Source organism: Aeromicrobium sp. CTD01-1L150, from assembly GCF_041951745.1.
Lineage (GTDB): Bacteria > Actinomycetota > Actinomycetes > Propionibacteriales > Nocardioidaceae > Aeromicrobium.
Window position 1 is genome coordinate 1,694,370 of sequence record NZ_CP169555.1, and the last position, 26,029, is coordinate 1,720,398.

Below are 26,029 nucleotides of genomic sequence, written 5' to 3' on the forward strand. Positions count from 1 at the left end.
ACGATTGGACGACACTCATGGCCATCGCCGACAAGATCGCAGAACCGGTCTCCGAAGCAACCTTCAGTCGCTGGAAGTGGCGCATCCTCCTGGCGGCAATGTTCTGCTACTTCTTCTTCTACACCGGCCGGCAGACGTTCGGGTTCGCCATCCCCGGGATCGAGGAGGACCTGGGGATCAGCAAGACGACGTTGGGTGCGATCAGCGGCATCCTGTTGTGGGCCTACGCCGTCGGGCAGATGGTCAATGGCAACCTGGCGGACAAGTTCGGCGGACGACGGCTCATGACGGTCGGAGCGATCCTGTCCACGATCCTCAACTGGGCCAGCAGCTTCTCGATCGGCTCGAAGTCGCTTGCCCTGAGCTGGGGCGCCAACGGGTACGTACAGGCCATGGGCTGGCCCTCCGGCGGTCGGGTCATCTCCAACTGGTGGAGCCCACACGAGCGGGGCAAGAGCTTCGGGTTCTACACCTTCGCGGCAGGGATGTCCTCGGTCCTGGCCTTCGTGACCTCGACGCTCGTCGTCGACACGTTCGAGCTCGACTGGCGCTGGATCTTCCGCATCCCGGTGCTGCTCATGCTGCTCGGGGGGATCGTGTTCTTCTTCCTGGCCAGGGAGAACCCCAAGGAGGCGCGGATCACCCCACCGCCCTCGTACACCGAGGACCCCGAGAACATCGAGCTCGATCTCGATGAGGCCAATCCAGATCGTTCCCTCGGCCGCTACAAGCTGGTGCTGCGCAACCCGAAGATCTGGTCGACGGGAATGGCGATCGGTTTCCAGAACGCAGCACGGTACGGACTGCTGATCTGGGTCCCGGTCTACTTCCTCGGCGACAACTGGGACTCCGGTGGCAGCGCCATCAGTCCTGCGTGGATCTCGGTCGCGTTGCCGGTCGGGATGGCCGTCGGCGCCCTGACCAACGGCTGGATCTCCGACCGGCTGTTCGGGTCGCGTCGAGATCACCCAATCATGCTCTTCATGGTGCTCGGTGCCATCACGTCGATGCTGATGTTCTCAGGTGCCCTGGGAACCGTCAGCGGGATGGTGGTCCTGTTCCTCACGGGGTTCTTCGTCTACGGTCCCGCGTCGTCGTTCTGGGCACTCTGCCCGGACCTGGCCGGCAAGAAGATGGCCGGAACCGCCACGGGCGTGGTGAACTTCTTCTCCTACCTGTTCGCCGGCGCGGCCGAGCCGTTGGTCGGGTTCACGATGGACCAGACCGGCAGCACGGGTCTCATCTTTCCGATCGTGGCAGGGTGCTGCATCGCCAGCATGCTGTGCGCAGCCACCATCCGTCGTTGAGGGGGACAGGTCATGATGAACACGCACGAGGCGACGAACCCCGGTGCCGGCGGGGACGGACGGGCCACCCCTCGAGCCGCGGTCTGGAGCGGCCTGGACGAAGGTTTCGGCCTGGCCCCCCTGCCGCTTCCCCGGCTGCGGGACGGCGAGGTGCTGGTGGAGATTGAGCTCTCCACCATCTGTGGGAGTGACCTGCACACCATCAACGGCGACCGGCCGACACCGCTGCCGACCGTGCTCGGGCACGAGGCCATCGGCAGCGTGATCGACACCGGGGGCACCGTGGACGCCTCCGACGGTGTCCCCCTCACCAGGGGCGACCGTGTCACCTGGACGATCGGCACGTCGTGCGGGGAGTGTCGCCGGTGTACCCACGGGATCCCGCAGAAGTGCGTGAAGGTGCGCAAGTACGGGCACGAGGCCATGGACGACCACTGGCGGTTCAACGGAGGCTTCGGCTCGCACTGCCACCTGATCGCCGGGACCGGCGTGGTGCGGATCCCCAGCGACCTGTCGGCCGCTGCGGTGACGCCGGCGAACTGCGCCACAGCCACCGTGACGTGTGCGGCCCGTAGGGTCGCCATGACCCATGAGGACGTCGTGGTCGTCATCGGGTGCGGGATGCTGGGCCTGACCGCAGTGGCCTACGCCAAGGACCGTGGTGTCGAGACCGTGATCGCCTCCGACGTCGACCCCGAGCGCCGAGAGCTGGCACGCCAGTTCGGCGCGACGGTGACCGTCGGCCCCGACGGTCTCGGGGCGGCCGTGGCCGAGTGCGGCGCCGACGTCGTCCTGGAGCTCTCCGGCAACAGTGGTGCCGTCCAGTCCGCCCTTGACCTCATCGACATGGGGGGACGGGTTGCCCTCGTGGGCTCGGTGTCTCCCGCGCCGGAGGTCTCGTTCGAGCCCAGCGGCTTCGTCAAGAACCTCACGACGGTGGTCGGCAGTCACAACTATCGCCTCGACGACCTCGTCGAGGCGATCGACTTCCTACGCCGAACCCCCGCCCAGCAGCTGCTCGCCGACCTGGTCCCGCCGCCACGCGGTCTGGACGACATCGTCGGGGCGGTGGCCGCCGCCAACTCCGGTGCGGCTCCGCGCATCGCGATCCGTCCGACCTGACCATCCATACGTTCGAGGAAGCTCCCACCATGATCGACATCGACCCCGACCACCTGAACAACTTCATCGACGGCGTCTGGACGCGCAGCGACCACGGCGGGACGCGCTCCAACCTCAACCCGGCCGACCTGGAGGACGTCATCGGTGAGTTCGCCGAGTCCACCGCCGCCGAGACGACCTCCGCGATCGCCGCCGCCGCTGCGGCCCAGGCAGCATGGGACGAGGTCGGTCCGATCGCCCGTGGTGAGATCCTCGTGCGGGCCGGACGGCTGATCGAGGAACGCATCGACAGCTTCGCTGCCGCCATCACGCGAGAGCAGGGAAAACGTCGCTCCGAGGCGGTCGGCGAGGTCAAGCGGTCGCTGGCGATCCTGGAGTTCACCGCCGGAGAGGCTCGTCGGATCAACGGTGAGACCACCCCGGCGGAGGAGCCGCGCACCGTGGTGATGACCTTCCGCCGCCCGATCGGGGTCGTCGGCCTCATCACGCCGTGGAACTTCCCGGTCGCGATCCCCATGTGGAAGGTCGCCCCCGCCCTGCTGTCCGGTTGCACCGCGGTGCTCAAGCCGTCTCCGCTGACACCGTGGACGTCGGCGCTCCTGGTGCAGGCGTTCCACGACGCGGGTGTCCCACCCGGCGTCCTCAACCTCATCCAGGGTGACCGTGAGGCCGGTGAGACGCTGGTCGATGACCCTCGGGTTGCGGGCATCTCGTTCACCGGGTCGCTGCCCGTCGGCCAGGCCATCAACAGCGCAGGTGCTGGTCGCCTGATGCGTACCCAGCTGGAGCTCGGTGGCAAGAACGCGTTGATCGTGCTCGACGACGCCGATCTGGGGGAGGCTGTCGAGGCCATCATCCACGGGGCTTTCGGGCAGAGTGGCCAACGATGCAGCGCGACCAGCCGGATCATCGTGGACGAGTCGGTCCACGCCGAGCTGCTCGAACGGCTCGTGTCGAGGGTGCAGGCCATGAGAGTCGGCCCTGGGGACCAGGAGTGGGCCGACATCGGCCCGGTGGTCAACGGCGAACGCCGCGACGCCTGCGTCGCCGCCATCGAGCAGGCAGTCGCCGACGGTGCCCAGATCGCTGTGGGCGGCAAGGCCATCGAGCTCGACACACCCGGGTACTTCGTCGAGCCGACGATCCTGACGGACGTGGCCTGGGACAGCGAGATCGCCCAGGAAGAGGTCTTCGGGCCGGTGCTCTCGGTCATCCGGTGCCGCGGGTACGAGGAGGCGATGCGCATCTCCAACTCGGTCAGGTACGGGATGTCGGGGACGATCTTCACGCAGAGTCCGGCTGCGATCTTCCAGGCCCTGCAGGACTTCGAGGCTGGGATGCTGCACGTCAACCGACCTGGCGTGGGTGCGTACTCCCACCTGCCGCACATGGGCGCGAAGGCCTCGCAGCTCGGAGCGCCTGAGTGCTCGCCGGACGTGTGGAACTTCTACACGGACCTGCGTTCAGCCTGCATCAGGTACTGAGGCCCGCAGTGTCGCGCGTGAGACTAGCTCGGCCAGGCGCCCACTGCGTGGAGCATCTGCACGAACAGCTCCTCAGGTGGTGTGAGGTCACGGTCCGCCCTGCGGACCAGGGAGACGTCCCGAGTGGGCGGGGGCGGATCGACGTCGAGCTCCACGAGCGTGCCGAACTCGACCTCGCGGACCGTGACGTGCTCTGACAACAGAGCGACGCCCAGTCCTGCGATCGCCGACTCCTTGAGCGTGTCGGGTCCCCACAGGTCCCAGCGCTCGACGTCGTGGAGGTTCCACGAGCGCAGGGCCGATTCCTGCACACGGCGGGTCGCCGAGCCCATCTCCCTCATCAGGAAGCGCTCGCCGGCGAGCTCACCGGGCGAGATCGTGCGGTCCCGCAAGGGGGAGTCTGCTGCCGCCACCAGGGCCATCGACTCCTCGAACAGCCGATGGGACACGAGCTGCTCCTCGCTCGGCTCATCGATGCACAGACCCAGCCCGACCTCACCGCGGACGATCCACGACTCGACGGTCTCCTCGTTGCCGACCTGGATCTGGCACGTCACGTTGGGGGCACGGCGGACGAAGTCGGAGATGAGTCTGGGCAGGAGATAGGTCCCCAGGGTGGTGGTGCCGGCCACGACGAGGCGTCCGGCGTCGAGTCCGCGGTGCTCGGCCACACTGTGCTCGAGCGAGGCGAGGACGTCGAAGACCTGCCGAGCGTGCCGGACGGCCACCTCGCCGGCAGGTGTGGGCCGCGCTCCTCGGCTGCTGCGCTCGAGGAGCTGCACGCCCATGGATCCTTCGAGGTTGCGGATGTGGTTGGAGACCGATGGCTGGCTCATGTACAAGCGTTTGGCTGCTCCGGAGAAGCCTCCCGCGTCGACCACCGCGATGAGGACCTCCAGCTGCGTCACGTTCACCATGTGCGCCCCATGTGACGTCAGGCTACGCGTCCGAAGCTGCGGGGACCACGGTCGTGGCGGACCCGGAGACAGCAGCCTTCTTCGGAGAACACCGAGGCCTCAGGCGCGTCTGCACAACAGACAGGTCGAGCCTCGGGGCCGTGCGCAGGCCCCGGCCCGCCGCAGGTCTGCCGAGGTCGGATCAGCTCGCCTCGGAGGTGCCGAGCGGTGCCTGGATGCGCACCCACTCATCACCGTCGTGGCGCTCGAGGCGCAGCTGGCGGCTGTTGTCGTCGTGCGACGCGGACTCGAACGGCCGGGCGGAGCGCCAGATGATGGCGGCCTGGTCGTGCTCATGGGTGGCCGTCTCGACGACGTCTCCGGACTCGGTGATCAATCGGTACTCGGGCATGGCCCCAGCCTGCTCCTGCTCTGTCGTGGGCGCATCCTCACCTCAGTGGCGGCCGAAGAGCAGGTGGAACCGACGTACGTGCACCGTCAACAGGGGACGTCGTCCCGTGAGCCAGGCCAGCGCGCCCCCGAACCTCCAGTGGGCCCGTGCCGTGGACGCCTCCACCTGTCCCGCGACGGGGGTGACGAAGCCGCGGCCGCCCCGCCACTGCGCGACGCGGAACGAGGTGCGCCACCGGCCGGGCAGGCGTCGGGTCCGGCTCACCGTCACCGACGCCAGCTCGTCGCCGACCATCGACGTGCCGGGGTCGCCGGCGAACTGGGCGAGGTCCTTGGGGATGGCCCACAGCTGGCGCCCACCGTCGCGCGAGGCCGGACTGTCCACCCAGATCTGGGGGATGAAGACGCGTGGTCTCCACCGGCGGCGCACCAGCACGGTCGCCATCACCTCGCCGTAGGTCAGCGGGCTGGGCTCTCGGTACCGGAAGAATGCGGCGGTGACGATCGCGCGTCCTGCCACGGTGATGACCCGCGTGCCGGGTGGGGGCAGCTCAGGCAGCTTTGAGACGGGGACGAGGAACACGCCGGCAGTGGCATCACCATGCAGGTCCCACGGCTCGCCCGGGTAGGTCACGTCCATGCGAAGTCCTCCGGATCGAGCGTGCGCACACGGCGTGCGAAGGGACCGGTCGAGCCCGGCCAGTTGGAGGTGATGCGTCCGGACGGGTGCCGGTACCAGCTCTCGCAGTGGCCCCACACGGACCGCTCGAGTCGCTGCTGCACCTGGCCGTCGTACCGGGCCTCGACCTCGGCACGCACGTCGACCCGCTCCCAGCGGCCGGCCCGCATCCGGTCGAGCACCTGGCGCATGTGCCTGGCCTGCGCCTCGAGCATGTAGATGATTGATCCTCCGCCCAGGTTGGTGTTGGGGCCGTAGGAGACGAACAGGTTGGGGAAGCCGGGAACATACATGCCCAGGTGGGCGTGGGCGCCGTCGGCCCAGCGGTCGGCCAGTCGCTCGCCATCGAGGCCGCGGACGTCGATGGAGGACAGGAAGTCCTGGGAGTCGAACCCCGTGCCATAGACGATGACGTCCGCCTCGTGCAGCGTCCCGTCTGCGGTCTCGACGCCCCGGCCGACGATGCGTCGGACGGGATCGGTGACGAGGTCGACGTGGTCCTGCCTGACGGCAGGGTAGAAGTCGTTGGCGAACAGGATGCGCTTGCAGCCGACCGGGTAGTCCGGCGTCAGCTGCTCACGCAGATCTGGTTCGGGTACCTGTCGGCGCAGGTGCCAGCGTGCGACGGCGGCGTTGATGCGGCCCACGACGGAGTCGTCCTCGAGCCCTCGTGAGAACTGCTCGCCGAACATCCACCAGAACGCACGCTCACCCTCGATGCCGCGTTGGTACCAGCGGGGGAGCGGGCCGTCCGGCTTGGGCAGGATGTAGTTGGCCGAGCGCTGGAACAGGGTCAGCTCACCGGCCTCGGCGGCCAGGTGCGGCACGTACTGGATGGCGCTCGCGCCGATGCCGATCGCGGCGACGCGTCGCCCCGCCAGTGGGACACCGTGGTCCCACTCGGCGGAGTGGAAGCTGGTGCCGGCGAAGTCGTCGATGCCCTCGATCGCGGGGCGTCGTGGTCGTGAGAGCTGTCCCACGGCGCTGACGAGCACGTCGACGGTCTCGGTGGTCCCGTCGCCGAAGCCGAGGTCCCAGGTCGAGGTCGTCTCGCTCCACTGCGCGGAGACGACCTCGGCGCCGAACCGGATGCGCCGGGTGATGTCGTACTCGTCGGCCACGCGGCGCAGGTAGTCGTGGATCTCAGGCTGCTTGGCGTATCGGCGCGACCAGGACCGGTTGACGGCGAAGGAGAAGGAGTACAACGGCGAGGGGACGTCGCACCCGGCTCCTGGATAGGTGTTGTCCCGCCAGACGCCGCCCAGCTGGTCGGCGCGTTCCCATAGCCGGACGTCGTCGTGCCCATGGGTGGTGAGCTCGATCGCCGTGGCCAGGGCACCGAACCCGGAGCCGATGATGCCGATGCGCAGGGCGGGGCTCACGATGCCTCCCGGGTGGCGAACAGCAGGACGGTCTCGGTGATCAGGTCCAGTGCCTCGTCGCGGGTGAGTGTCCCTCTTTCCAGCCATTCGCGGCAGACGGCCTTCACGAGCGGGGCGACGGTGCGAAGGCGGACCCGGCGGCCGGTCTCATCGGGCAGGCCGAGAGCGTCGAGGGTGAGCCGGGCGGCGTGGTCGTCGGCGTCGTCGACGACGGCCTGCAGGTCGGACTGGCCGTGCAGGTTCGCCGCGCCCGAGACCGCCACCCACGCCTGTCCGTAGGTCTCGGCAGCGTTCATGATCCAGTCCACCGTCCGGCGGGCCCGCTCGGTCAGCGGGAGGCCGCAAAGATCCGGCAGCTCGCTCTCGGGCATGCGGATGGTCCCGCGCATGACCTCCACGAAGAGCTCCCGCTTGGAGCCGAAGTGGTGGTTGATGAGGCCGCGCGTGACGCCGGCCGCGGCGGCGAGCTCGGCGAGGGAGACCTGGTCGTAGGGACGCTGCAGGTACAGCGGGCGCACGGCGTCGACGATCTGGCGACGTCGGTCCACGGGGTCGAGCCGAGAGCGGGTCGGAGCAGTCACGGGCGCCATTCCACGTCACTATTGGCAAAGTGTCAACAGTGACGTACGGTGCCGACATGTTGCACTACGACGTCGTGGTGGTGGGTTCGGGCTTCGGCGGTAGCGTCGCCGCGCTGCGCCTCACCGAGAAGGGCTACTCCGTGGGCGTGATGGAGGCGGGCCGACGCTTCACCGACGGCGAGCTCCCCGAGACCTCCTGGCGCCTGCGCCGCTATCTCTGGGCGCCCTGGCTGCGCTGCCTGGGCATCATGCGCATCACCCGGCTGGGCGACGTGCTCATCGCCAGCGGCACCGGAGTGGGCGGCGGGTCACTGGTCTACGCCAACACGCTCTACGAACCTCTCGACGCGTTCTACAGCGACCCGCAGTGGGCGCGCCTGACGGACTGGCGCGAGGAGCTGGCACCGCACTACGACCAGGCGCGCCGGATGCTCGGGGTCGCCACCTACCCGGGGCGGACCCGTCCCGACGACCTCATGGCACAGGTGGCGGACGACCTGGGCGTCGGCGAGAGCGCGCACCCTGCCGACGTCGGGGTCCTGTTCGGGGAGACGGCCGGCGAGGACGTCGGTGACCCCTACTTCGGCGGTGCGGGGCCGAGCCGGCGCACCTGCATCGAGTGCGGCGCCTGCATGACGGGATGCCGGTACAACGCCAAGAACACGACGGTCAAGAACTACCTGTACCTCGCCGAGCAGGCCGGGGCGAGCGTCCACCCGCTCACCACCGTGCACGACGTCCGCCCCCGCCCCGAGGGCGGTTATCTGGTCAGGACCCGACGCACCGGCAACCGGTTGCGACGACGTTCCTTCACCGCTGACCACGTCGTCTTCGCCGGCAACGCCCTCAACACCCAGAACCTGCTGCACCGGCTGCGCCGCACCTCGCTGCCCGACATCTCACCGAAGCTGGGAGAGCTGAGCCGCACCAACTCCGAGGCCGTCCTGTCGGCGAGGGCCACCGCGAAGGACGCCGACCTCACGCCCGGCATCGCGATCACCTCCTCCTTCCATCCCGACGACGTCACCCACGTCGAGCCGGTGCGCTACGGACGGGGTTCGGGAGCGCTGAGCCTGATGAACATGGCGCTGGCCGCCCAGGACGGCGGTGGCTCACAGCTGCGGCGGGTGCTGCGGTCCTACTGGCGGCTCGGTCTGCGGGGGGCGCTGCGCCTGCACGACCCGCGCCGCTGGGCCGAGCAGACACTCGTCGTGCTGGCGATGCAGTCGCTCGACAACTCCGTCACCACCTACCTCAAGCGAGGCCTGCTCGGCCGTCGGATGACGACCCGGCAGGGCCGCGGCGAGCCCAATCCGGCCCGCATCCCGGTGGCCGACGCCATCACCCACGACCTGGCCGAGCGTATGGACGGGATCGCGGGTGGCTCCATCGGCGAGCTCGCGGGCATCCCGCTGACGGCGCACTTCATCGGCGGCTGCGTGATCGGGGAGACGCCGCAGGAGGGTGTCGTCGACCCCTACCAGCGACTGTTCGGTCATGAGGGCCTGCACGTGGCCGACGGCTCGGCCATCAGTGCGAACCTCGGGGTGAACCCGTCCTTGACGATCGTCGCGCAGGCCGAACGCGCGATGTCGCTGTGGCCCAACCGGGGCGACGTGGATCCGCGCCCGCCGCTGGGCTCGCCCTACGTCCAGGTCCCTGCCGTGGCCCCGCGGCATCCAGCCGTCCCCGACGACGCCCCGGCTGCCCTGCTCATGCCGGACCCCGTCCTGCGACCGGGGCTCGGTACCGTCGAGTCGTGATCGTCCGAGAGGCCACCGAAGCCGACTGGGAGCAGATGCTGCAGATCCTGCGGGAGGTCGTCGACGACGGCGCCACCTACGGCTGGCCGCCCGACATCACCGACGCCGAGCTGCGCCACATGTGGCTCGGCCAGCCGGGTTGGCGCACGATCGTGGCCACGGACGACGCCGGCAGTGTGCTCGGGTTCGCCGACTACGGCCCCAACCGCATCGGTCGGGGCGCGCACGTAGCCAACGCGAGCTTCGTGGTGGGCGCCGCGGCGCGAGGTCGTGGCGTCGGGCGTCGTCTCGGCGAGGAGGTCATCGTACGCGCGGCCGCGGACGGGTTCTGTGCGATGCAGTTCAACGCCGTGGTGGAGACCAACACACGTGCGGTGGCGCTGTGGACCTCACTGGGCTTTCAGATCGTCGGCACGGTGCCCCAGGCCTTCGACGATCCCGAGCACGGGTTGGTCGGCCTGCACGTGATGCATCGCTTCCTGGCGTGACACCCTGCCCAGGACGCTGAGGCTCAGGGGAGCCAGCGCCTGCCGCAGCTGCAGCAGTGGTGGGTGGTGCCTGCCAGGACGACGACGGCGATCTCGTGTCCGATGACCTGGTGCCAGAGCCTCATCAGGTTCCTCCCGATCCGTGGTGGGCTGCCTCCATCCTCACCACACGCCGTTGCCGTGACGTCGGGCGGGGTGCCGGCGTCCTACCATGGCAGGCATGTCGATCGAGACCGCCCGCGCCCACCTGGCCCGTTTCGGACGTGACGGCGACGTCATCGAGACGTCGGGCTCCAGCGCCACCGTCGAGCTCGCTGCCGCGGAGCTGGGGGTGGAGCCGGCACGCATCGCCAAGACGCTAGCCTTCCACGGCGCGCAGGACGGCACGAGCATCCTCGTGGTCACTGCCGGTGACGCCAAGGTCAACAGTGGCGCCTTCAAGCGCGCCTTCGGTGTGAAGGCGCGCATGGTGGGCGGTGACGACGTGCAGCGACTCACCGGTCACGCGCCCGGAGGCGTGTGTCCCTTCGCCAACCCCGACGTCGCCACGGTGCACCTCGATGCGTCGCTGCGCCGGTTCTCCACGCTGTTCCCGGCTGTCGGCAACTCGGCCTCGGCCATCGAGCTCACGCCTGAGGAGATCGCCGAGCTCTCCGGCGCCGTCGGCTGGGTCGACGTCGCCACGGTGCCGGTCCCCGAGGCGCCGTGACGCCCTGTCCACTCCTGTCCGCACCCGGTCGATAGCATCGGGGTGAACAGAACGACCCAGCCGTAGGGGTCGTCGGGAGAGAAGACAGGGGATCGCCATGGCTGTGAACGTCGTCGTCAACGATGAGGTGCGCGAGGTCGATCCCGGCAGCAAGGCGTGGCAGCTTTTCGCCGAGACGCCCGACGTCATCGCCGCCCGTATCGACGGAGACCTTCGGGACCTCTCCACCGAGCTCGCCGACGGGCAGCGCATCGAGCCGATCAGCATGGAGAGCCCGGACGGACTGGACATCCTGCGCCACTCCGCCGCACACGTCATGGCCCAGGCGGTACAGGAGCTGTTCCCGGACGCCAAGCTCGGCATCGGCCCGCCGATCACCGACGGCTTCTACTACGACTTCGACGTCGACGAGCCGTTCACGCCGGACGACCTGGCCACGATCGAGTCCCGGATGAAGAAGATCGTCAAGGAGGGCCAGAAGTTCTCCCGCCGCGAGATCTCCGACGACGACGCACGCGTCGAGCTGGCCGACGAGCCCTACAAGCTCGAGCTCATCGGGCTGAAGTCCAACGCCGCCCCCGGAGAGCTGCAGAGTGCCGCAGAGGGCGCCGGCGTGGAGGTCGGCGAGGGTGGCCTGAGCATCTACGACAACCTCAAGCGCGACGGGTCGCTGGCCTGGAAGGATCTGTGTCGCGGACCGCACCTGCCCACCACCAAGCGGATCCCCGCCTTCACGCTCATGCGCTCGGCGGCGGCGTACTGGCGCGGTGATGAGAAGAACAAGCAGCTGCAGCGCATCTACGGCACCGCCTGGCCCAGCAAGGAGGCGCAGGCCGAGTACCTGCACCGCATCGAGGAGGCGCAGCGTCGCGACCACCGTCGACTCGGCAACGAGCTGGACCTGTTCAGCTTCCCTGACGAGATCGGCTCGGGCCTGCCCGTCTTCCACCCCAAGGGCGGCGTCATCAAGCGCGCCATGGAGGACTACGTCCGCCAGCGGCACATCGAGGAGGGGTTCGAGTACGTCGGCACCCCGCACATCGCCAAGGAGGAGCTGTTCCACACCTCCGGGCACCTGCCGTACTACGGCGACGGGATGTTCCCTGCGCTCGACGTCGACGGCCAGGACTACCGCCTCAAGGCGATGAACTGCCCGATGCACAACCTCATCTACCGCGCCCGTCAGCGGTCCTACCGTGACCTGCCGTTGCGACTGTTCGAGTTCGGCAGCGTGTACCGCGACGAGAAGTCCGGTGTCATCCACGGCCTGACTCGCGTGCGTGGGTTCGCCCAGGACGACTCGCACTCCTACGTCACCCCGGAGCAGGCTGCCGATGAGATCCGGCACCTGCTGAACTTCATGCTCAGCCTGCTGCGCGACTTCGGCCTGGACGACTACTTCCTGGAGCTCTCCACCCGCGACGACTCCAAGGACAAGTTCATCGGTTCCGCCGAGGACTGGGAGGTCGCCACCCAGGTGCTGGCCGATGTCGCCGCGGAGACCGGCATCGAGCTCGTGCCGGATCCGGGCGGCGCTGCCTACTACGGGCCCAAGATCTCGGTGCAGGCGCGCGACGCCATCGGCCGGACGTGGCAGATGGGTACCGTGCAGTACGACTTCAACCAGCCGTCGGTCGACCGGTTCAACCTGGAGTACGTCGCAGCGGACGGCTCGCGTCAGCAACCGGTGATGATCCACTCGGCCAAGTTCGGCTCGATCGAGCGGTTCCTCGGTGTCCTCGTGGAGCACTACGCCGGCGCATTCCCGCCCTGGCTCGCTCCGGTGCAGGCGGTCGGCATCCCGGTCGCGGAGCGGCACGTCGACTACCTGCGCACCCTCGGGCAACGCCTGAAGGGCGCCGGGATCCGCTTCGAGGTGGATGACTCCGACGAGCGGATGCAGAAGAAGATCCGCAACGCACAGACGCACAAGGTGCCGTTCATGCTCATCGTGGGCGACCACGACGTCGAGAACGACGCGGTCTCCTTCCGCTACCGCAACGGGGAGCAGGAGAACGGCATCCCCGTCGGCGAGGCGGTCACGCGCATCCTGGAGTCGATCGCGACCCGCGCCCAGGTCTGATTCCCCGATGTGTGAGCCCGGGCCCCCGATGGTCGGTCGACTGGGTGCAGGGGCTCCCAGATCGGGGGCCGGTGACGCACTAGGGTGACCGGGTGAATTCTGAGGACCACCTGCAGCGGCTCTGGGCGCCGTACCGGATGTCCTACGTGCGTGGCGAGGAACCGAACTCCGGGCTCAAGAGCGACGACTCGTGCCCGTTCTGCCGCATCGCGGGCGGGGGAGCGCAGTCCGAGCTGGTGGTGCACCGAGGAGCGACGTGCTTCGTCGTTCTCAACCTGTACCCGTACAACCCGGGCCACCTGATGGTCGTCCCGCAGCGGCACGTCGCCGACTACACCGATCTCGACGACGTCGAGACCGCCGAGGTGGCCACCTTGACGCAGGAGGCGCTGCGCGCGATCCGCACGGCGTCGCAGCCGCACGGGTTCAACGTCGGTCTCAACCTCGGAGGCGTCGCGGGAGGTTCGTTGTCGCAGCACCTGCACCAGCACGTGGTGCCGCGGTGGTCCGGCGACGCCAACTTCATGACGGTTCTGGGGCGGACCAAGACACTGCCGCAGCTCCTGGAGGACACCCGCGACCTCCTCGCCGACGCCTGGCCCGACGCCACCTCGAAGGACGCTCCCTGATGCTCGAACGCTTCCGCCAGTTCTGGACCAACGTCTGGGCCCCCCTGGCCGACCTGCTGCTGAAGATGGGCGTGAAACCGGACCACGTCACGATCGTCGGCACCGTCGGGGTCGCGGCGGCAGCCCTGTGGTTCTTCCCGCGGGGTGAGTTCTTCGTTGGTGTCCTGGTGATCACGGCGTTTGTCTTCAGCGACCTCATGGACGGCTACATGGCACGCCGGTCCGGCCAGTCCTCGCGCTGGGGCGCCTTCCTCGACTCGACCCTTGACCGGGTCGGCGACGCCGCGATCTTTGCCGGCCTCGTCCTGTACTACGCCCGGTCCGACGCCGAGACGACACTCGGCGGCCCGTGGCTGTACCTCTGCCTGAGCCTGGCCTGCCTGTTCCTGGGCAACCTGACCTCCTATGCCCGCGCCCGGGCAGAGAGCCTGGGCATGCAGGCCAAGGGGGGCATCGCCGAGCGGGCCGACCGGCTCGTCGCCATCCTGGTGATGACCGGCTTCAACGGACTGCTGGGCCTGCCCGTCCTCACCGAGATCACGCTGTGGGCGCTGGCCGTGGCGAGCCTGGTGACGGTCGTGCAGCGCATGGTGATCGTGCACAAGCAGGCGTTCGGTCCGCCTCTCGACCAATCCGAGTGACCATGACATCTTTGATGTGACATAGCCATTGACACATACCGTCGGTACGGGTGATGCTGAGGACATCACCACTGGAGGAGGCCGACGATGTCCACCCCGACCGACACTGTCACCCAGCACGCAGCCGAGGCCCACATCCCGAGCACCTCGGCCGAGCCCGAGCTCCCGGCGGACCTGAGCAACCGCGAGTACCAGGATGCGCTGATCGGGCTGTCCCAGGCCTCGGTGGACCGACACTTCGATGCCTTCGTCGACATCCCGTGGGACCACCCCGACTTCTCTGTCGATCCGCAGGACCCGCGCTGGGTGCTGCCGGCCAACGACCCGCTGGGTTCGCACCCTTGGTACCAGTCCCTGCCTCTCGAGCGTCAGATCGAGATCGGGATGTGGCGCCAGGCCAACATCATGAAGGTCGGCCTGCAGTTCGAGAACATCCTGATCCGCGGGATCATGCAGTACGTCTTCACCCGCCCCAACGGATCGGCGGAGTTCCGCTACCTCACGCACGAGGCGACCGAGGAGTGCCACCACACCCAGATGTTCCAGCAGGGCGTCAACCGCATCGGTGCCGACGTGCCCGGCATGCCGCGCTGGCTGCGCCGTGTCGCGGGCCTGCTGCCACTGGTGGCGTCGAGGTACTCCGTCGCCTTCTTCATCGGTGTCCTCGCCGGTGAGGAGCCCATCGACCACACGCAGAAGCGCATCCTGCGCGATGCCGAGGACCTGCCGCCGGTGCTGCGTCGCATCATGGAGATCCACGTCGCCGAGGAGGCGCGCCACATCTCCTTCGCGCACCACTACATCCAGCGCAACGGCCCGCGCCTGACCAGGGCGGAGCGTTGGATCACCGCACTGCTCTACCCCGTGATCATGCGGGTCCTGGGTGATGCGATCCTCGTGCCGCCCAAGGAGATGAGCAAGCAGTTCGACATCCCCCGCGAGGTGATGAAGGAGCTCTACTGGGAGTCGCCGGAGTCAAGGGCCTTCCTGTCGGAGCTGTTTGCCGACGTGCGGATGCTCGCGGATGAGTCCGGCCTCATGACACGCACGTCTCGACGGATGTGGCGGCGGCTGCGCATCGACGGACGCGCCTCGCGCTACCGCAGCGAGCCGGCCCCCAGGTTCGTGGACGCGCAGCGCGACGCAGCCTGAGGTGCCGCACGTCGTCACGCAGGCGTGCTGCGGCGACGCGTCCTGCGTCTTCGCCTGCCCGGTCAACTGCATCCATCCCACACCGGACGAGCCGGCGTTCGCCACCGCGGAGATGCTCTACATCGACCCCGACTCGTGCGTCGACTGTGGGGCCTGCGTCCGGGCCTGCCCGGTCGGGGCCATCAAGCCGCACACCAAGCTGGGTGAGGACGACCTGCCGTTCCTGGACCTGAACCGCATGTTCCATGCCGAGGACCAGCCGGGCCTCACCGAGCCGAGGCCCAGCCAGGCCCCGGTGGAGCGGCTGGTGCGGCTGCCGCCGGGCGCCCGGCTCCGGGTGGCGGTGGTCGGGTCCGGGCCGGCGGGCCTCTACGCCGCCGACGAGCTCCTGAAGCAGCCCGGTGTGAGCGTCACGGTCCTGGACCGACTCCCCGTCCCGCACGGCCTGGTACGCGCCGGCGTGGCCCCGGACCACCAGGAGACCAAGGGCATCGACCGGCTGCTGCGCCAGATCGAGGACCAGCCGGGCTTTGACTACCGGCTCGGCGTCGAGATCGGCCGGGACCTCACGGCCGCAGAGCTGGCCGCACACCATGATGCTGTGGTGTATGCCACCGGCGCCTCGGCGGATCGCCGCCTCGAGGTCCCCGGCGAGGACCTGAGTGGCAGCGAGACCGCCAGGAAGTTCGTCGCCTGGTACAACGGGCACCCTGACTGCGTCGACCTCGACGTCGACCTGAGCGGGAAGCGTGCCGTCGTGGTGGGCAACGGCAACGTCGCCCTCGACGTCGCCCGCATCCTGGCCACTGAACCTGAGCGCCTTGCTGGCTCCGACATCGCCGACCACGCACTGGCCGCCCTGCGACGCAGCGCCGTGCGTGAGGTGATCGTCCTCGGACGGCGTGGGCCGGCCGAGGCAGCCTTCACCGTCCCCGAGATCGTCGGTCTGCTCCAGCGCGAGGACATCGACGTCGTCGTGGAGGGAGTCGACCTCGACACGCTGGAGGATCATCCGAAGGTCAGCGCCCTGCGGGCCGGCGTGACGCGCACCCCCGACCCGAGCAGACGGCGCATCGTGCTGCGCTTCATGACGGCTCCGGTCGCCGTGCTCGGTCGCGATCGCGCCACAGGGCTGCGGGTGGTCCCTACGCGGCTCCGTGGGCTGGACGGCCGCACGGTGGCGGAGCCGGTGGGCCCTGAGTCCGACGTCGAGGCCTCGCTCGTGCTGCGGTCGGTCGGCTACCGCGGCGAACCCCTGCCCGGGGTCCCGTTCGACCAGGCGCGAGCCGTCGTGCCGAACGTCGGTGGGCGTGTCCTCGACCGGGTGGACGGGGACGTGCTGCCGGGCGCCTACGTCGTGGGGTGGGCCAAACGGGGGCCGACGGGGTTCATCGGGACCAACAAGTCCTGCTCGCAGGAGACGGTCAATGCCCTGCTCCTGGATGCCGCCGCGGGTCGACTGGTCCCGCCGGAGCAGGACCAACGGGCTCTCGACGCCCTCGTGCGGTCTCGGGGAGCCGCCGGAATCGACCTGTCCGCCTGGCGTCGGGTGGACGCCGAGGAGCGCCGGCGCGGACAAGAGCAGCAACGTCCGCGAGTCAAGATCACCGACGTCGATGAGGTTCGTCGCGTGGCAGGGCCAGCGGGCGGACGGCGGCGCGGTCGCTGACGGTACGCGAGTAGACTCGGTCATGCCCAGACCCAGCGTTGGAGAGTGACCGTGAGCCCAGAAGACAGCCCTGCGAACGTCGTCGGAACCGCCCGTGTGAAGCGTGGGATGGCGGAGATGCTCAAGGGCGGCGTCATCATGGATGTCGTCGATGCCGAGCAGGCCAGGATCGCCGAGGACGCGGGTGCCGTGGCCGTGATGGCGCTCGAGCGCGTACCGGCCGACATCCGGGCCCAGGGCGGTGTGGCTCGTATGAGCGATCCCGACCTCATCGACGGCATCGTCGGGGCCGTCTCCATCCCGGTGATGGCCAAGGCGCGCATCGGTCACTTCGGGGAGGCGCAGATCCTGCAGAGCCTGGGCGTCGACTACATCGACGAGTCCGAGGTGCTGACCCCGGCCGACTACGCCAACCACATCGACAAGTGGTCCTTCAACGTCCCGTTCGTGTGCGGTGCCACCAACCTCGGTGAGGCGCTGCGTCGACTCACCGAGGGTGCGGCGTTCATCCGCTCCAAGGGTGAGGCCGGCACCGGCGACGTCTCCAACGCCGTCACCCACATCCGTGGGATCACCGGCGAGATCCGCCGTCTGCAGGGCCTGCGCGAGGACGAGCTGTACGTCGCGGCCAAGGAGCTGCAGGCCCCGTTCGAGCTGGTCCAGGAGGTGGCGCAGCGCGGCAAGCTGCCGGTCACCCTGTTCACCGCGGGCGGTATCGCCACTCCCGCCGACGCTGCACTGGTGATGCAGCTGGGCTCGGAGGGCGTCTTCGTGGGTTCAGGCATCTTCAAGTCCGGCAACCCGGCCGAGCGCGCCGAGGCCATCGTCAAGGCCACCACCTTCTACGACGATCCCGACGTCGTCGCCAAGGTCTCGCGTGGCCTGGGCGACGCGATGGTCGGCATCAACGTCGACGACATCCCCGAGCCGCACCGGCTCGCCGAGCGCGGCTGGTGACCAACGGGTCAGCCTCCCGCCGGCGCAGCGACACAGCGAGGTCGGTGTAGTCCGATCTGCTCATCACCTGATGGTCATCTCGGACAGGTCTGACCGTATGGCACAGCGGTCCTGCCGTCGGTGACCCTTTCAGAGCGCATGATGGCCCAGGGGGAGAGATCCCCCATGCGTCGACGAACCCATCGTCGGCCCACTCACGGGAGACCATCATGAAGAAGTCAACGAAGGGCGCGCTCGCCGCTGGGGCCGCGGCGGTGCTGCTGCTGGGCGGTGTCGGGACCCTGGCGTTCTGGACCGACAGCGAGACGATCGACGGTGGGTCGGTGAGCTCCGGCGAGCTGGCGCTCGAGAACGGCCAGTGCGACGACGACTGGGCCTATGCCGAGGGCAACGCCTCGGCGGGCGAGACGGTCGGACTCATCGTGCCGGGGGACTCCCTCGCCAAGGAGTGCACCTTCGACATCACCGCGGCCGGTGACAACCTCCAGGCTGAGCTGACCACACCGGACGACGTCGACCTGGGCTCCACCCCGGAGGCCCCGACGCTCGAGGCGAGCGTCGACGCGGAGTTCACCATCGGTGGGTCCCCGGTCCCGGCCGTCATCACCGAGGACAACGACGGTGACACGGTCACCGCGACGCTCACCGTCACGTTCCCCTTCGGCACGGAAGCGACCGAGAACGCCAACGACACCAGGAACCTGCTCATCACGCTCGACGAGATCACGGTCACCCTGACCCAGACCGAGTCCTGAGCGCAGGGCCGGTCATTCCCGTGGGGGGAGCCAGGCGAGTCCTGAGCATCGTCACCCAGGCAGTGGCCTGGGTGACGATGCTGGCTGCCGTGGCCGTGCTGGCCGTGGCGGTCGTCGTGCCACGGCTCACCGGCGCGACGCCCTATGCGGTGCTCACGGGATCGATGCAGCCGGACCTGCCGGCCGGGACCCTCGTGGTGGTCCGCGACGCCGAGGTGGACGACATCGCGCTGGGGGACGTCATCACCTATCAGCTCCAGTCAGGGCGGTCGACGGTCGTCACGCACCGTGTGGTGGGCCAGGGCCAGAACCTGTCGGGCGAGACCACGCTCGTCACCCAGGGTGATGCCAACGACGTACCGGACGCCGAGCGTGTGCGTCCGGTGCAGGTGCGCGGCGAGCTCTGGTACTCAGTGCCCCATCTCGGGCATGTCAATGACGTCCTGAACGGCAAGGAGCGGCAGATGGTGGTGAACGCCGTGGCGGCCGGCTTGCTGCTCTACGCCGGCGTCATGGTCGTGGGTACGCTCCGTGACCGCAGGCGGACGCCGAAGGTGCCGTCATGATGCGGCGGTGGCGCGTTGTCGCCGGGGCCCTGCTGGCACTGAGCCTCGTGGCCTCACCGTCGTACGCCGCCGACGAGCTCGGGCTGAGCCATGACGGGGCCACGTGGGGGTCCAGCCTGCCGGCGCCCCTGTTCGACCCGGCCCTTCGCTGGGTGCCGGGCGATGCGCGCACCGAGTCCTTCCACATCCGCAACCAGGCAGCCGAGACCGGCGGCTTCCGGATCAGGATGCTTGCCGTCACCGCCGACGGTCTGTTGAGCACCGGCGACCTACGAGTCTCGGCACGAGCCGGCGCGGGGGAGTGGACGACGGTCGACGAGCCGGGGACCCACCTCCTCCTCCAGGGCGAGCTGGCCGCCGGTGCGCAGGAACGCGTCGACGTCCGAGTCGAGCTCGATCCGGCGTCCGGCAACGAGTCGCAGCTGAGGTCACTCGACCTGAAGCTCGACGCCCGACTGACCGGAGAGCTCGCTGAGGAGGACGGCGCACCCGCAGGGAGCGGGGAGGAGACCGGTGATGCCGGTGGACTGCTGCCCGACGCCGGCGGCATCGCGTTCTGGCTCATCATCATCGCTCTGCTGGCCGTCGCCACGGGAGCGGCGGGCATCGCTCGCCGGAGAGGAGACGACCATGCCCAGGCACGCTGAGCCGCGCCGCCGCAGGTCGGTCCTCGACATCGTGCGATCGGCCAGGACCCGCGCGATCCTGAGCCTGGGCATCGTCCTCGGCTTCGGGACGGTGAGCACCATGGCGTTCTGGACCGACGACGCCACCATGACCACCGGATCGTTCGAGTCGGGCACTCTGGACGTCCGCCTGAACGCGGCCACCAACAACGTCGGCCAGGGCGGTACGTGGAACAACACGAGCCTCACGCTGACCAACGCCGTGCCGGGCGAGAGCTTCGCGAACGCGTTCCCCGTCCGCAACGACGGGACGGTCCCGTTCACGTTCACGGCCACCGCGACCGCCAGCGGCGCGCTGGCTCCACAGCTTTTATTCTGGACGTACACCGGTGGCACGGCCACGAACACCGGCACCGTCGCGGGTGGGAACCGAAACGGAACCTGCAACGGGACGCTGCAGTCCGGCGGTGCGAACGGGCTCACCCTCTCCGGCACCTCGTCGAACGTCGTCACCGCTGCCGGCAACCCCGGCGCGGTTGCCGCCGGGTCCAGTCGGGTGGTGTGCATCCGCGTGCAGCTCACCGCGGCCGCGCCCAACGGCTCCCAGGGTCACAGCGGCGCCGCGTCCTTCGTCTTCAACGCGACGCAGGTGGCGCCGTGACGTCGACCCACCAGCGTCGTCCAGCCAGGATCGCCCGCGAGGTGGTCCTGTGGACGGGCGCTGTGCTCGGGACGCTGAGCATCATCCTGGTGCTGCTGGCCGTCGTCTTCGACGTCAAGCCGCTGGTGTTCCGATCGGGCTCCATGGAGCCGGCCATCGGGACCGGGGCGCTCGCCGTGGCCCGGGAGATCCCGGCCGATCGGGTCGAGGTCGACGACGTCGTCAGTGTGATCGCCGACGACGGGACGCGGATCACCCACCGCGTCGTCGCAATCGGCGAGGAGGACGGCGAGGTCTCGCTGACGCTGCAGGGCGACGCGAACTCCGCTCCCGACGCCGAGGCCTACCCGGTCACCACGGTCGATCGCGTCCTCGTGGATGTGCCGTACACCGGTTACGCGCTGTCGGCGCTCGGTTCCCCGTCGGGCATGTTCGCCTGCGGACTGCTAGTGGCGACAGCACTCTTCCTCGGCTTCGGGCGGCGCCCCGACGACACCGGTGCGGCGGCGCAGGTGCGCACCCTCGTCATCCTGGCAGGGCTGGCCGGACTGATGGTGCCCGCCGCCCGGCCCGGCGACACGCTGGCCCAGTTCACCGACGACGCCACGATGACCTCGGGCAACGTCCAGGCCCACACCGTGTCCTCTCAGGCACAACCAACCTGCACCGACGTCAACGGGGTCCTGGTCCTGGGCAACCTCGCACGGCTCACCTGGCCGCAGGCCGATGCACGGTACGAGTACCTGTGGCAGCTGCGGCGATCCGACAACGACAACCTGGTCGCGAGCGGTGTGGTGGGGACCGGAGCGGCCGCCGGCAGCACCGTGACGCTGGACATCAGCACGGGGCTGATCGGCGTCAACACCAACTACGACGTCGTCGTCCGGGCGCGACTGAGCAACAACACGTCGTGGGTCGCGAGCACGGCGACGACCACGCCGGTGCGCCGAGCGAGCGTTGTGATCATCGGCACCGCATTCCGTTGCGGACATACCTAGGGCGTGCGCCGAGACAAGAGTTTCGTGGTGAGAGGGAGTAGGCTTGCGTCGTCGCCACACCAGCGAGGGAAGGAGTGTCCCTCGCCGTGGCGCCAGAGGGAGTGGACGATGGTCCCGTACGTCGTCGGCTGCCTCGATCCCAGCCCGATCGGGAGGGATGCCGAGAGGGGGCGACGGCGGTGGTGGAGCGGCCCGAGACTGCTCCCGCCGCCGTCGTTCGGGCTCTGTCTGATGCCGCCCACGGCCCGGCACCCCCGCCGGGGCTGATGCCGCCCACGGCCCGGCGCCCCCGCCGGGGCAGATCACCGGCCTGCCGTCACAGCCCACTAGGCTTCACCGGTGACTTCACCGAACATCGGCGTCCTGGCCCTGCAGGGTGACGTCCGCGAGCACGTGCAGGCCATCGAGCGCCTCGGGGTCCGGGCCTTCGGCGTTCGTCGCAGCGAGGAGGTCGACCGTTGTGACGGGCTGATCGTGCCCGGCGGCGAGTCGACCACCATGATCAAGCTGGCCCGGGTCTTCGGCGTCCTGGAGCCCATCCGCCGAGGCATCGCCGACGGCCTGCCGGTCTTCGGCACGTGCGCGGGGATGATCATGCTGGCCGACCGGCTGCGTGACGGAGCCGACGGGCAGGAGACGTTCGGAGGTCTGGACGCCACGGTGCGACGCAACGCCTTCGGACGGCAGGTGGACTCCTTCGAGGCCGATCTCGACTTCACCCTCTTCGACGACCCGGTTCACGCGGTCTTCATCCGCGCCCCCTGGATCGAGGAGGTCGGTCCCGGCGTCGACGTGCTCGCCAGCGTCCCGATCGCCGACGGTCCAGGATCCGGTGATCATCCAACCGATAGAATCGTGGCGGTCCAGCAGGGCCCGATGCTCGCGACGTCCTTCCACCCCGAGGTGGACGACGATCTGCGACTGCACCGGCACTTCCTGGACATCGTCTCGGAGCCCCTCGAGACGCGCTAGAGAAGGGAACCGCATGTCAGGCCACTCCAAGTGGGCGACGACCAAGCACAAGAAGGCCGTGATCGACGCCAAGCGCGGCAAGCTCTTTGCCAAGCTGATCAAGAACATCGAGGTGGCGGCCCGTACCGGCGGCCCCGACCCCGACGGCAACCCCACGCTCTACGACGCGATCCAGAAGGCCAAGAAGTCCTCGGTTCCCAACGACAACATCGACCGTGCCGTCAAGCGCGGCGGGGGCCTGGACGGCGGCGGCGTCGACTACACGACGATCATGTACGAGGGCTACGCGGCCGGTGGCGTCGCGATGCTCATCGAGTGCCTCACGGACAACAAGAACCGGGCCGCCATGGAGGTCCGCACCGCCATGACCCGCGCCGGCGGCACCATGGCCGATCCCGGCTCGGTCTCGTACATGTTCAACCGCAAGGGCGTCGTCATCGTGCCCCGTGTGCAGGGCGGGGACGCCGGGCAGCGGTCGGCGAGTGAGGGCAGCGGGCAGGAGACCACCGAGGACGAGGTCCTCCTGGCCGTCCTCGACGCAGGCGCCGAGGAGGTCAACGACCTGGGGGAGTCCTTCGAGGTGGTCAGCGAGCCCACCGACCTCGTCGCCGTCCGCACGGCGCTGCAGGAGGCCGGCATCGACTACGACTCCGCCGAGGCCTCCTTCGTGCCCTCGGTCAACGTCGAGGTCGACGTCGACGGTGCACGCAAGGTGGTCAAGCTGATCGACGCCCTCGAGGACTGCGACGACGTGCAGAACGTCTTCGCCAACTTCGACGCCTCCGACGAGGTCATGGCGCAGGTCTGATCGGGCCCGGCATCGCGCGCCCGGACTGCGTGTTGCTCCCGGCCGGTGTCACGACAGGGCGATATCGTTCGAACATGCGTTCACCTGAGCAGGCGGCCATGCGGGTGCTGGGCGTCGATCCCGGGCTCACCCGGCTCGGCGTCGGTGTCGTCGAGGGCACGGTGGGTCGCCCGCTGTCGCTCGTGGAGGTCGACGTCATCCGCACTCCGGCCGACCTCGACCCTGCACGGCGCCTGGCGCAGCTCGCCGACGACCTGCAGGAACGGATCGAGCGGTTGCGGCCCGACGCCGTCGCGGTGGAGCGGGTCTTCAGCCAGCACAACGTGCGCACCGTCATGGGTACCGCCCAGGCCAGTGGCGTCGCCATGATGCTGGCTGCACGGCACGGCATCGGCGTCCACCTGCACACGCCGAGCGAGGTCAAGGCAGCCGTCACCGGCAGCGGCCGCGCGGACAAGGAGCAGGTCGCCCAGATGGTCACCAGGGTCCTGCGGCTGAGTGAGGCGCCCCGCCCGGCCGACGCCGCCGACGCCCTCGCCCTGGCCATCTGCCACGTGTGGCGCGGAGGAGCGCAGAACCGGCTGCAGGACGCCATCGCCAAGGCAGGAGCCCGATGATCGCGCACGTCCGCGGCACCGTCGCCGCCGTCACCCTCAACGCCGCCGTCATCGACGTCGCAGGTCTGGGGCACCACGTCTTCTGCACCCCGGACACCATCGCCGGACTGCGCATCGGCAGCGAGACGCAGCTGGCCACGTCCCTCGTCGTCCGGGAGGACTCGCTCACCCTCTACGGCTTCGCCGACGTCACCGAGCGCGACATGTTCGAGCTCGTGCAGACGGCCTCCGGCGTGGGGCCCAAGGTGGCCCAGGCGATGCTCGCCGTCCTGCCGCCGGAGCAGCTGCGCCACGCCATCGCCACCGAGGATCACGCGGCGCTCACCGCGGTGCCTGGTATCGGCCGCAAGGGTGCCGAGCGCATCGTGGTGGAGCTCAAGGACCGAGTCGGTCCGGCTGCCGCCACGTCGGCACCGGCTGTCCCGCAGGGTGCGCCCTGGCGCGATCAGGTGCTCGAGGCACTGCAGGGTCTGGGCTGGTCGGCCAAGGACGCCCAGAAGGCAGTCGAGACGGTCGCCGACACCGAGACCGTGGGCGAGCAGCCCGACGTCGCCGCACTGTTGCGCGCCGCGCTGCGAAGCCTGTCGCGCACATGAGGCCGCCCACCAGCAAGGCAGGATGGTGAGCATGCACGAGGACCTCCCGCACCACGAGGTCGACGGGGACGTCGACATCGTCTCCTACGAGGCCGGGGCCGAGGATCGTGAGTTCGACGCGGCCCTGCGGCCCAAGACCCTCGGCGAGCTGGTGGGTCAGGAGCGGGTGCGCGAGCAGCTGTCCCTCGTGCTCGAGGCGGCTCTCGCGCGGGGCGGCACACCGGATCACGTCCTGCTCTCCGGGCCCCCCGGACTGGGCAAGACCACGCTCGCCATGATCATCGCCAACCAGCTCGCCGCCCCGTTGCGGGTCACCAGCGGCCCCGCCATCCAGCATGCTGGGGACCTGGCCGCCATCCTGTCCGGCATCAATGAGGGCGACGTCCTGTTCATCGACGAGATCCACCGGATGTCGCGCCCGGCCGAGGAGCTCCTCTACATGGCCATGGAGGACTTCCGGGTCGACGTCGTCGTTGGCAAGGGACCGGGCGCCACCGCCATTCCCCTGGAGATCCCGCCCTTCACCGTCGTCGGCGCCACCACGCGTGCAGGTCTGCTGCCCGGGCCGTTGCGGGACCGGTTCGGGTTCACCGCCCAGCTCGACTACTACGAGAGCGCCGAGCTGCACCGCATCGTCAGCCGCTCTGCCGGACTTCTCGACCTCAGCGTCACCGAGGAGGGCGGTCGTGAGATCGCCAGCAGGTCCCGGGGCACCCCGCGCATCGCCAACCGGCTCCTGCGGCGGGTGCGCGACTACGCCCAGGTGCGTGGCGACGGCACGATCGACGATGCCGCCGCCCGCGCAGCGCTGGAGCTCTACGAGGTCGACCAGCTCGGCCTGGACCGGCTCGACCGCGCCGTGCTGCAGGCACTGTGCGGCAACTTCGGCGGGGGACCGGTGGGCGTCAGTACGCTCGCCGTGGCCGTCGCCGAGGAGCGCGAGACGGTCGAGGAGCTCGCCGAGCCGTTCCTGGTGCGGCTGGGATTCCTGGCGCGGACGCCACGTGGCCGCATCGCCACACCGGCCGCCTGGGAGCACCTGGGCCTCAAGCCCCCTGCCGCCCACGCGCCCGAAGGCCAGTTGCCGCTCGACGGCGACGACATGGAAGCATGAGACCACCGGGCGTGCGCGTCCGGCGACCCTGACTCCTCCACCTACTGGGAGCTCCCCTCGTGTCCGACCCCGTAGCCAGCCTCATCCCGCTTCTCCTGCTGGTCCTGATCTTCTACCTGCTGGTGCTGCGACCGGCTCGCAAGCGTCAGCGCGACTTCGTCAAGACGCAGCAGGCGCTCAGCGAGGGTCTGCGGATCATGCTGGCCAGCGGCATCTACGGGACCATCACGGCCCTGCGTGACAGCGAGGCGGACGTCGAGATCGCCGCCGGGACCGTCATCACGATCAACCGGCAGGCCATCGCCTCCGTCATCGACGAATCCGTCGATGAGTCCTTGGATGAGTCCACCGACGAGTCCTGAC

Annotated in this window: 27 protein-coding genes and 1 pseudogene; 23 read left to right on the forward strand and 5 right to left on the reverse strand. The window is 69.3% G+C overall.

Annotated features, from left to right (window positions below):
* Nucleotides 1-17 precede the first annotated feature (17 nt).
* Genes ACEVFP_RS08390 through ACEVFP_RS08400 form a run of 3 tightly spaced genes read left to right on the forward strand, consistent with a single transcriptional unit; the run spans nucleotide 18 to nucleotide 3,913 of the window.
* Nucleotides 18-1,307 carry an MFS transporter gene (locus ACEVFP_RS08390; RefSeq protein ID WP_375003296.1) on the forward strand — a complete coding sequence of 430 codons (1,290 nt, stop codon included), beginning with the start codon at nucleotides 18-20 and terminating at the stop codon, nucleotides 1,305-1,307.
* Between the two features lie 12 nt (nucleotides 1,308-1,319).
* The gene (locus tag ACEVFP_RS08395; RefSeq protein ID WP_375003298.1) at nucleotides 1,320-2,429 is read left to right on the forward strand and encodes a zinc-binding dehydrogenase; all 1,110 of its coding nucleotides are present in this window, start codon (nucleotides 1,320-1,322) and stop codon (nucleotides 2,427-2,429) included.
* Between the two features lie 29 nt (nucleotides 2,430-2,458).
* A complete protein-coding gene (locus ACEVFP_RS08400) occupies nucleotides 2,459-3,913 on the forward strand; it encodes an aldehyde dehydrogenase family protein (protein ID WP_375003299.1) in 1,455 nt (484 codons plus the stop codon).
* Nucleotides 3,914-3,936: 23 nt separating this feature from the next.
* Here the strand turns inward: ACEVFP_RS08400 and ACEVFP_RS08405 are convergent, their stop codons facing one another.
* The 5 genes from ACEVFP_RS08405 to ACEVFP_RS08425 form a co-directional block, all read right to left on the reverse strand.
* The gene (locus ACEVFP_RS08405; protein ID WP_375003301.1) at nucleotides 3,937-4,830 is read right to left on the reverse strand and encodes a LysR family transcriptional regulator; all 894 of its coding nucleotides are present in this window, start codon (nucleotides 4,828-4,830) and stop codon (nucleotides 3,937-3,939) included.
* Between the two features lie 181 nt (nucleotides 4,831-5,011).
* A complete protein-coding gene (locus ACEVFP_RS08410; RefSeq protein WP_375003302.1) occupies nucleotides 5,012-5,221 on the reverse strand; it encodes a hypothetical protein in 210 nt (69 codons plus the stop codon).
* A gap of 42 nt (nucleotides 5,222-5,263) precedes the next feature.
* Nucleotides 5,264-5,860 carry an acetoacetate decarboxylase family protein gene (locus ACEVFP_RS08415; protein ID WP_375003303.1) on the reverse strand — a complete coding sequence of 199 codons (597 nt, stop codon included), beginning with the start codon at nucleotides 5,858-5,860 and terminating at the stop codon, nucleotides 5,264-5,266.
* Nucleotides 5,851-7,281 (reverse strand): flavin-containing monooxygenase, encoded by a 1,431-nt coding sequence (locus tag ACEVFP_RS08420; protein WP_375003305.1) that lies wholly within the window; start codon nucleotides 7,279-7,281, stop codon nucleotides 5,851-5,853. The genes ACEVFP_RS08415 and ACEVFP_RS08420 overlap by 10 nt, the downstream gene beginning before the upstream one ends.
* The gene (locus tag ACEVFP_RS08425) at nucleotides 7,278-7,862 is read right to left on the reverse strand and encodes a helix-turn-helix domain-containing protein (protein ID WP_375003306.1); all 585 of its coding nucleotides are present in this window, start codon (nucleotides 7,860-7,862) and stop codon (nucleotides 7,278-7,280) included. Before ACEVFP_RS08425 ends, ACEVFP_RS08420 begins: the two co-directional genes overlap by 4 nt.
* Before the next feature lie 56 nt (nucleotides 7,863-7,918).
* Here ACEVFP_RS08425 and ACEVFP_RS08430 point away from each other — a divergent pair, with 56 nt between their 5' ends.
* The 20 genes and pseudogenes from ACEVFP_RS08430 (at nucleotide 7,919) to yajC (ending at nucleotide 26,028) form a co-directional block, all read left to right on the forward strand.
* Complete coding sequence (locus ACEVFP_RS08430; RefSeq protein WP_375003307.1) at nucleotides 7,919-9,625, forward strand: FAD-dependent oxidoreductase; 1,707 nt, start codon at nucleotides 7,919-7,921, stop codon at nucleotides 9,623-9,625.
* The gene (locus ACEVFP_RS08435) at nucleotides 9,622-10,113 is read left to right on the forward strand and encodes a GNAT family N-acetyltransferase (RefSeq protein ID WP_375003308.1); all 492 of its coding nucleotides are present in this window, start codon (nucleotides 9,622-9,624) and stop codon (nucleotides 10,111-10,113) included. Before ACEVFP_RS08430 ends, ACEVFP_RS08435 begins: the two co-directional genes overlap by 4 nt.
* Nucleotides 10,114-10,333: 220 nt before the next feature.
* Nucleotides 10,334-10,822 (forward strand): YbaK/EbsC family protein, encoded by a 489-nt coding sequence (locus ACEVFP_RS08440; RefSeq protein WP_375003309.1) that lies wholly within the window; start codon nucleotides 10,334-10,336, stop codon nucleotides 10,820-10,822.
* A 97-nt stretch (nucleotides 10,823-10,919) separates the two neighbouring features.
* A complete protein-coding gene (gene thrS / locus ACEVFP_RS08445) occupies nucleotides 10,920-12,905 on the forward strand; it encodes a threonine--tRNA ligase (RefSeq protein ID WP_375003310.1) in 1,986 nt (661 codons plus the stop codon).
* 92 nt (nucleotides 12,906-12,997) lie between these two features.
* Complete coding sequence (locus ACEVFP_RS08450; RefSeq protein WP_375003311.1) at nucleotides 12,998-13,534, forward strand: HIT domain-containing protein; 537 nt, start codon at nucleotides 12,998-13,000, stop codon at nucleotides 13,532-13,534.
* The gene (gene pgsA, locus ACEVFP_RS08455; protein WP_375003312.1) at nucleotides 13,534-14,175 is read left to right on the forward strand and encodes a phosphatidylinositol phosphate synthase; all 642 of its coding nucleotides are present in this window, start codon (nucleotides 13,534-13,536) and stop codon (nucleotides 14,173-14,175) included. Before ACEVFP_RS08450 ends, pgsA begins: the two co-directional genes overlap by 1 nt.
* Nucleotides 14,176-14,262: 87 nt before the next feature.
* Nucleotides 14,263-15,327 carry a diiron oxygenase gene (locus ACEVFP_RS08460; RefSeq protein WP_375003313.1) on the forward strand — a complete coding sequence of 355 codons (1,065 nt, stop codon included), beginning with the start codon at nucleotides 14,263-14,265 and terminating at the stop codon, nucleotides 15,325-15,327.
* Between the two features lies 1 nt (nucleotide 15,328).
* Nucleotides 15,329-16,996, forward strand: a complete 1,668-nt coding sequence (locus ACEVFP_RS08465; RefSeq protein ID WP_375003314.1) for an FAD-dependent oxidoreductase — start codon at nucleotides 15,329-15,331, stop codon at nucleotides 16,994-16,996.
* 51 nt (nucleotides 16,997-17,047) lie between these two features.
* On the forward strand, nucleotides 17,048-17,953 hold the full coding sequence (gene pdxS, locus ACEVFP_RS08470; protein ID WP_375003315.1) for a pyridoxal 5'-phosphate synthase lyase subunit PdxS: 906 nt from the start codon (nucleotides 17,048-17,050) through the stop codon (nucleotides 17,951-17,953).
* Between the two features lie 209 nt (nucleotides 17,954-18,162).
* Nucleotides 18,163-18,708 carry an alternate-type signal peptide domain-containing protein gene (locus ACEVFP_RS08475; protein WP_375003316.1) on the forward strand — a complete coding sequence of 182 codons (546 nt, stop codon included), beginning with the start codon at nucleotides 18,163-18,165 and terminating at the stop codon, nucleotides 18,706-18,708.
* A 20-nt stretch (nucleotides 18,709-18,728) separates the two neighbouring features.
* Nucleotides 18,729-19,274 (forward strand): signal peptidase I, encoded by a 546-nt coding sequence (locus tag ACEVFP_RS08480; protein WP_375003318.1) that lies wholly within the window; start codon nucleotides 18,729-18,731, stop codon nucleotides 19,272-19,274.
* Nucleotides 19,271-19,921, forward strand: a complete 651-nt coding sequence (locus ACEVFP_RS08485; RefSeq protein ID WP_375003319.1) for a hypothetical protein — start codon at nucleotides 19,271-19,273, stop codon at nucleotides 19,919-19,921. Before ACEVFP_RS08480 ends, ACEVFP_RS08485 begins: the two co-directional genes overlap by 4 nt.
* Nucleotides 19,905-20,069, forward strand: a pseudogene (locus tag ACEVFP_RS08490) (SipW-dependent-type signal peptide-containing protein); the annotation flags it as partial. The gene ACEVFP_RS08485 and the pseudogene ACEVFP_RS08490, both read left to right, overlap by 17 nt.
* 488 nt (nucleotides 20,070-20,557) lie before the next feature.
* Nucleotides 20,558-21,559 (forward strand): signal peptidase I, encoded by a 1,002-nt coding sequence (locus tag ACEVFP_RS08495; RefSeq protein ID WP_375003320.1) that lies wholly within the window; start codon nucleotides 20,558-20,560, stop codon nucleotides 21,557-21,559.
* A gap of 339 nt (nucleotides 21,560-21,898) precedes the next feature.
* On the forward strand, nucleotides 21,899-22,531 hold the full coding sequence (gene pdxT, locus ACEVFP_RS08500; protein ID WP_375003321.1) for a pyridoxal 5'-phosphate synthase glutaminase subunit PdxT: 633 nt from the start codon (nucleotides 21,899-21,901) through the stop codon (nucleotides 22,529-22,531).
* Nucleotides 22,532-22,544: 13 nt separating this feature from the next.
* The gene (locus ACEVFP_RS08505) at nucleotides 22,545-23,339 is read left to right on the forward strand and encodes a YebC/PmpR family DNA-binding transcriptional regulator (protein WP_375003322.1); all 795 of its coding nucleotides are present in this window, start codon (nucleotides 22,545-22,547) and stop codon (nucleotides 23,337-23,339) included.
* A gap of 107 nt (nucleotides 23,340-23,446) precedes the next feature.
* The gene (gene ruvC / locus ACEVFP_RS08510) at nucleotides 23,447-23,956 is read left to right on the forward strand and encodes a crossover junction endodeoxyribonuclease RuvC (protein ID WP_375003791.1); all 510 of its coding nucleotides are present in this window, start codon (nucleotides 23,447-23,449) and stop codon (nucleotides 23,954-23,956) included.
* A complete protein-coding gene (gene ruvA, locus ACEVFP_RS08515) occupies nucleotides 23,953-24,552 on the forward strand; it encodes a Holliday junction branch migration protein RuvA (protein WP_375003323.1) in 600 nt (199 codons plus the stop codon). Before ruvC ends, ruvA begins: the two co-directional genes overlap by 4 nt.
* 31 nt (nucleotides 24,553-24,583) lie before the next feature.
* Nucleotides 24,584-25,666: a Holliday junction branch migration DNA helicase RuvB gene (gene ruvB, locus ACEVFP_RS08520; RefSeq protein ID WP_375003324.1), complete on the forward strand. Its 1,083-nt coding sequence runs from the start codon at nucleotides 24,584-24,586 to the stop codon at nucleotides 25,664-25,666.
* Nucleotides 25,667-25,725: 59 nt separating this feature from the next.
* A complete protein-coding gene (gene yajC / locus ACEVFP_RS08525; protein WP_375003325.1) occupies nucleotides 25,726-26,028 on the forward strand; it encodes a preprotein translocase subunit YajC in 303 nt (100 codons plus the stop codon).
* The last annotated feature ends 1 nt before the right edge of the window (nucleotide 26,029 follow it).

Coding starts and splice junctions, on each gene's coding strand:
- thrS (WP_375003310.1), top strand. CDS start 10,920: ATGGCTGTGAACGTCGTCGTCAACGATGAGGTGCGCGAGGTCGATCCC.
- ACEVFP_RS08460 (WP_375003313.1), top strand. CDS start 14,263: ATGTCCACCCCGACCGACACTGTCACCCAGCACGCAGCCGAGGCCCAC.
- ACEVFP_RS08390 (WP_375003296.1), top strand. CDS start 18: ATGGCCATCGCCGACAAGATCGCAGAACCGGTCTCCGAAGCAACCTTC.
- ACEVFP_RS08440 (WP_375003309.1), top strand. CDS start 10,334: ATGTCGATCGAGACCGCCCGCGCCCACCTGGCCCGTTTCGGACGTGAC.
- ACEVFP_RS08505 (WP_375003322.1), top strand. CDS start 22,545: ATGTCAGGCCACTCCAAGTGGGCGACGACCAAGCACAAGAAGGCCGTG.
- ACEVFP_RS08430 (WP_375003307.1), top strand. CDS start 7,919: ATGTTGCACTACGACGTCGTGGTGGTGGGTTCGGGCTTCGGCGGTAGC.
- ruvB (WP_375003324.1), top strand. CDS start 24,584: ATGCACGAGGACCTCCCGCACCACGAGGTCGACGGGGACGTCGACATC.
- ACEVFP_RS08400 (WP_375003299.1), top strand. CDS start 2,459: ATGATCGACATCGACCCCGACCACCTGAACAACTTCATCGACGGCGTC.
- pgsA (WP_375003312.1), top strand. CDS start 13,534: ATGCTCGAACGCTTCCGCCAGTTCTGGACCAACGTCTGGGCCCCCCTG.
- ACEVFP_RS08405 (WP_375003301.1), bottom strand. CDS start 4,830: ATGGTGAACGTGACGCAGCTGGAGGTCCTCATCGCGGTGGTCGACGCG.
- ACEVFP_RS08415 (WP_375003303.1), bottom strand. CDS start 5,860: ATGGACGTGACCTACCCGGGCGAGCCGTGGGACCTGCATGGTGATGCC.
- ACEVFP_RS08410 (WP_375003302.1), bottom strand. CDS start 5,221: ATGCCCGAGTACCGATTGATCACCGAGTCCGGAGACGTCGTCGAGACG.
- ACEVFP_RS08485 (WP_375003319.1), top strand. CDS start 19,271: ATGATGCGGCGGTGGCGCGTTGTCGCCGGGGCCCTGCTGGCACTGAGC.
- ACEVFP_RS08395 (WP_375003298.1), top strand. CDS start 1,320: ATGATGAACACGCACGAGGCGACGAACCCCGGTGCCGGCGGGGACGGA.
- ruvA (WP_375003323.1), top strand. CDS start 23,953: ATGATCGCGCACGTCCGCGGCACCGTCGCCGCCGTCACCCTCAACGCC.
- ACEVFP_RS08475 (WP_375003316.1), top strand. CDS start 18,163: ATGAAGAAGTCAACGAAGGGCGCGCTCGCCGCTGGGGCCGCGGCGGTG.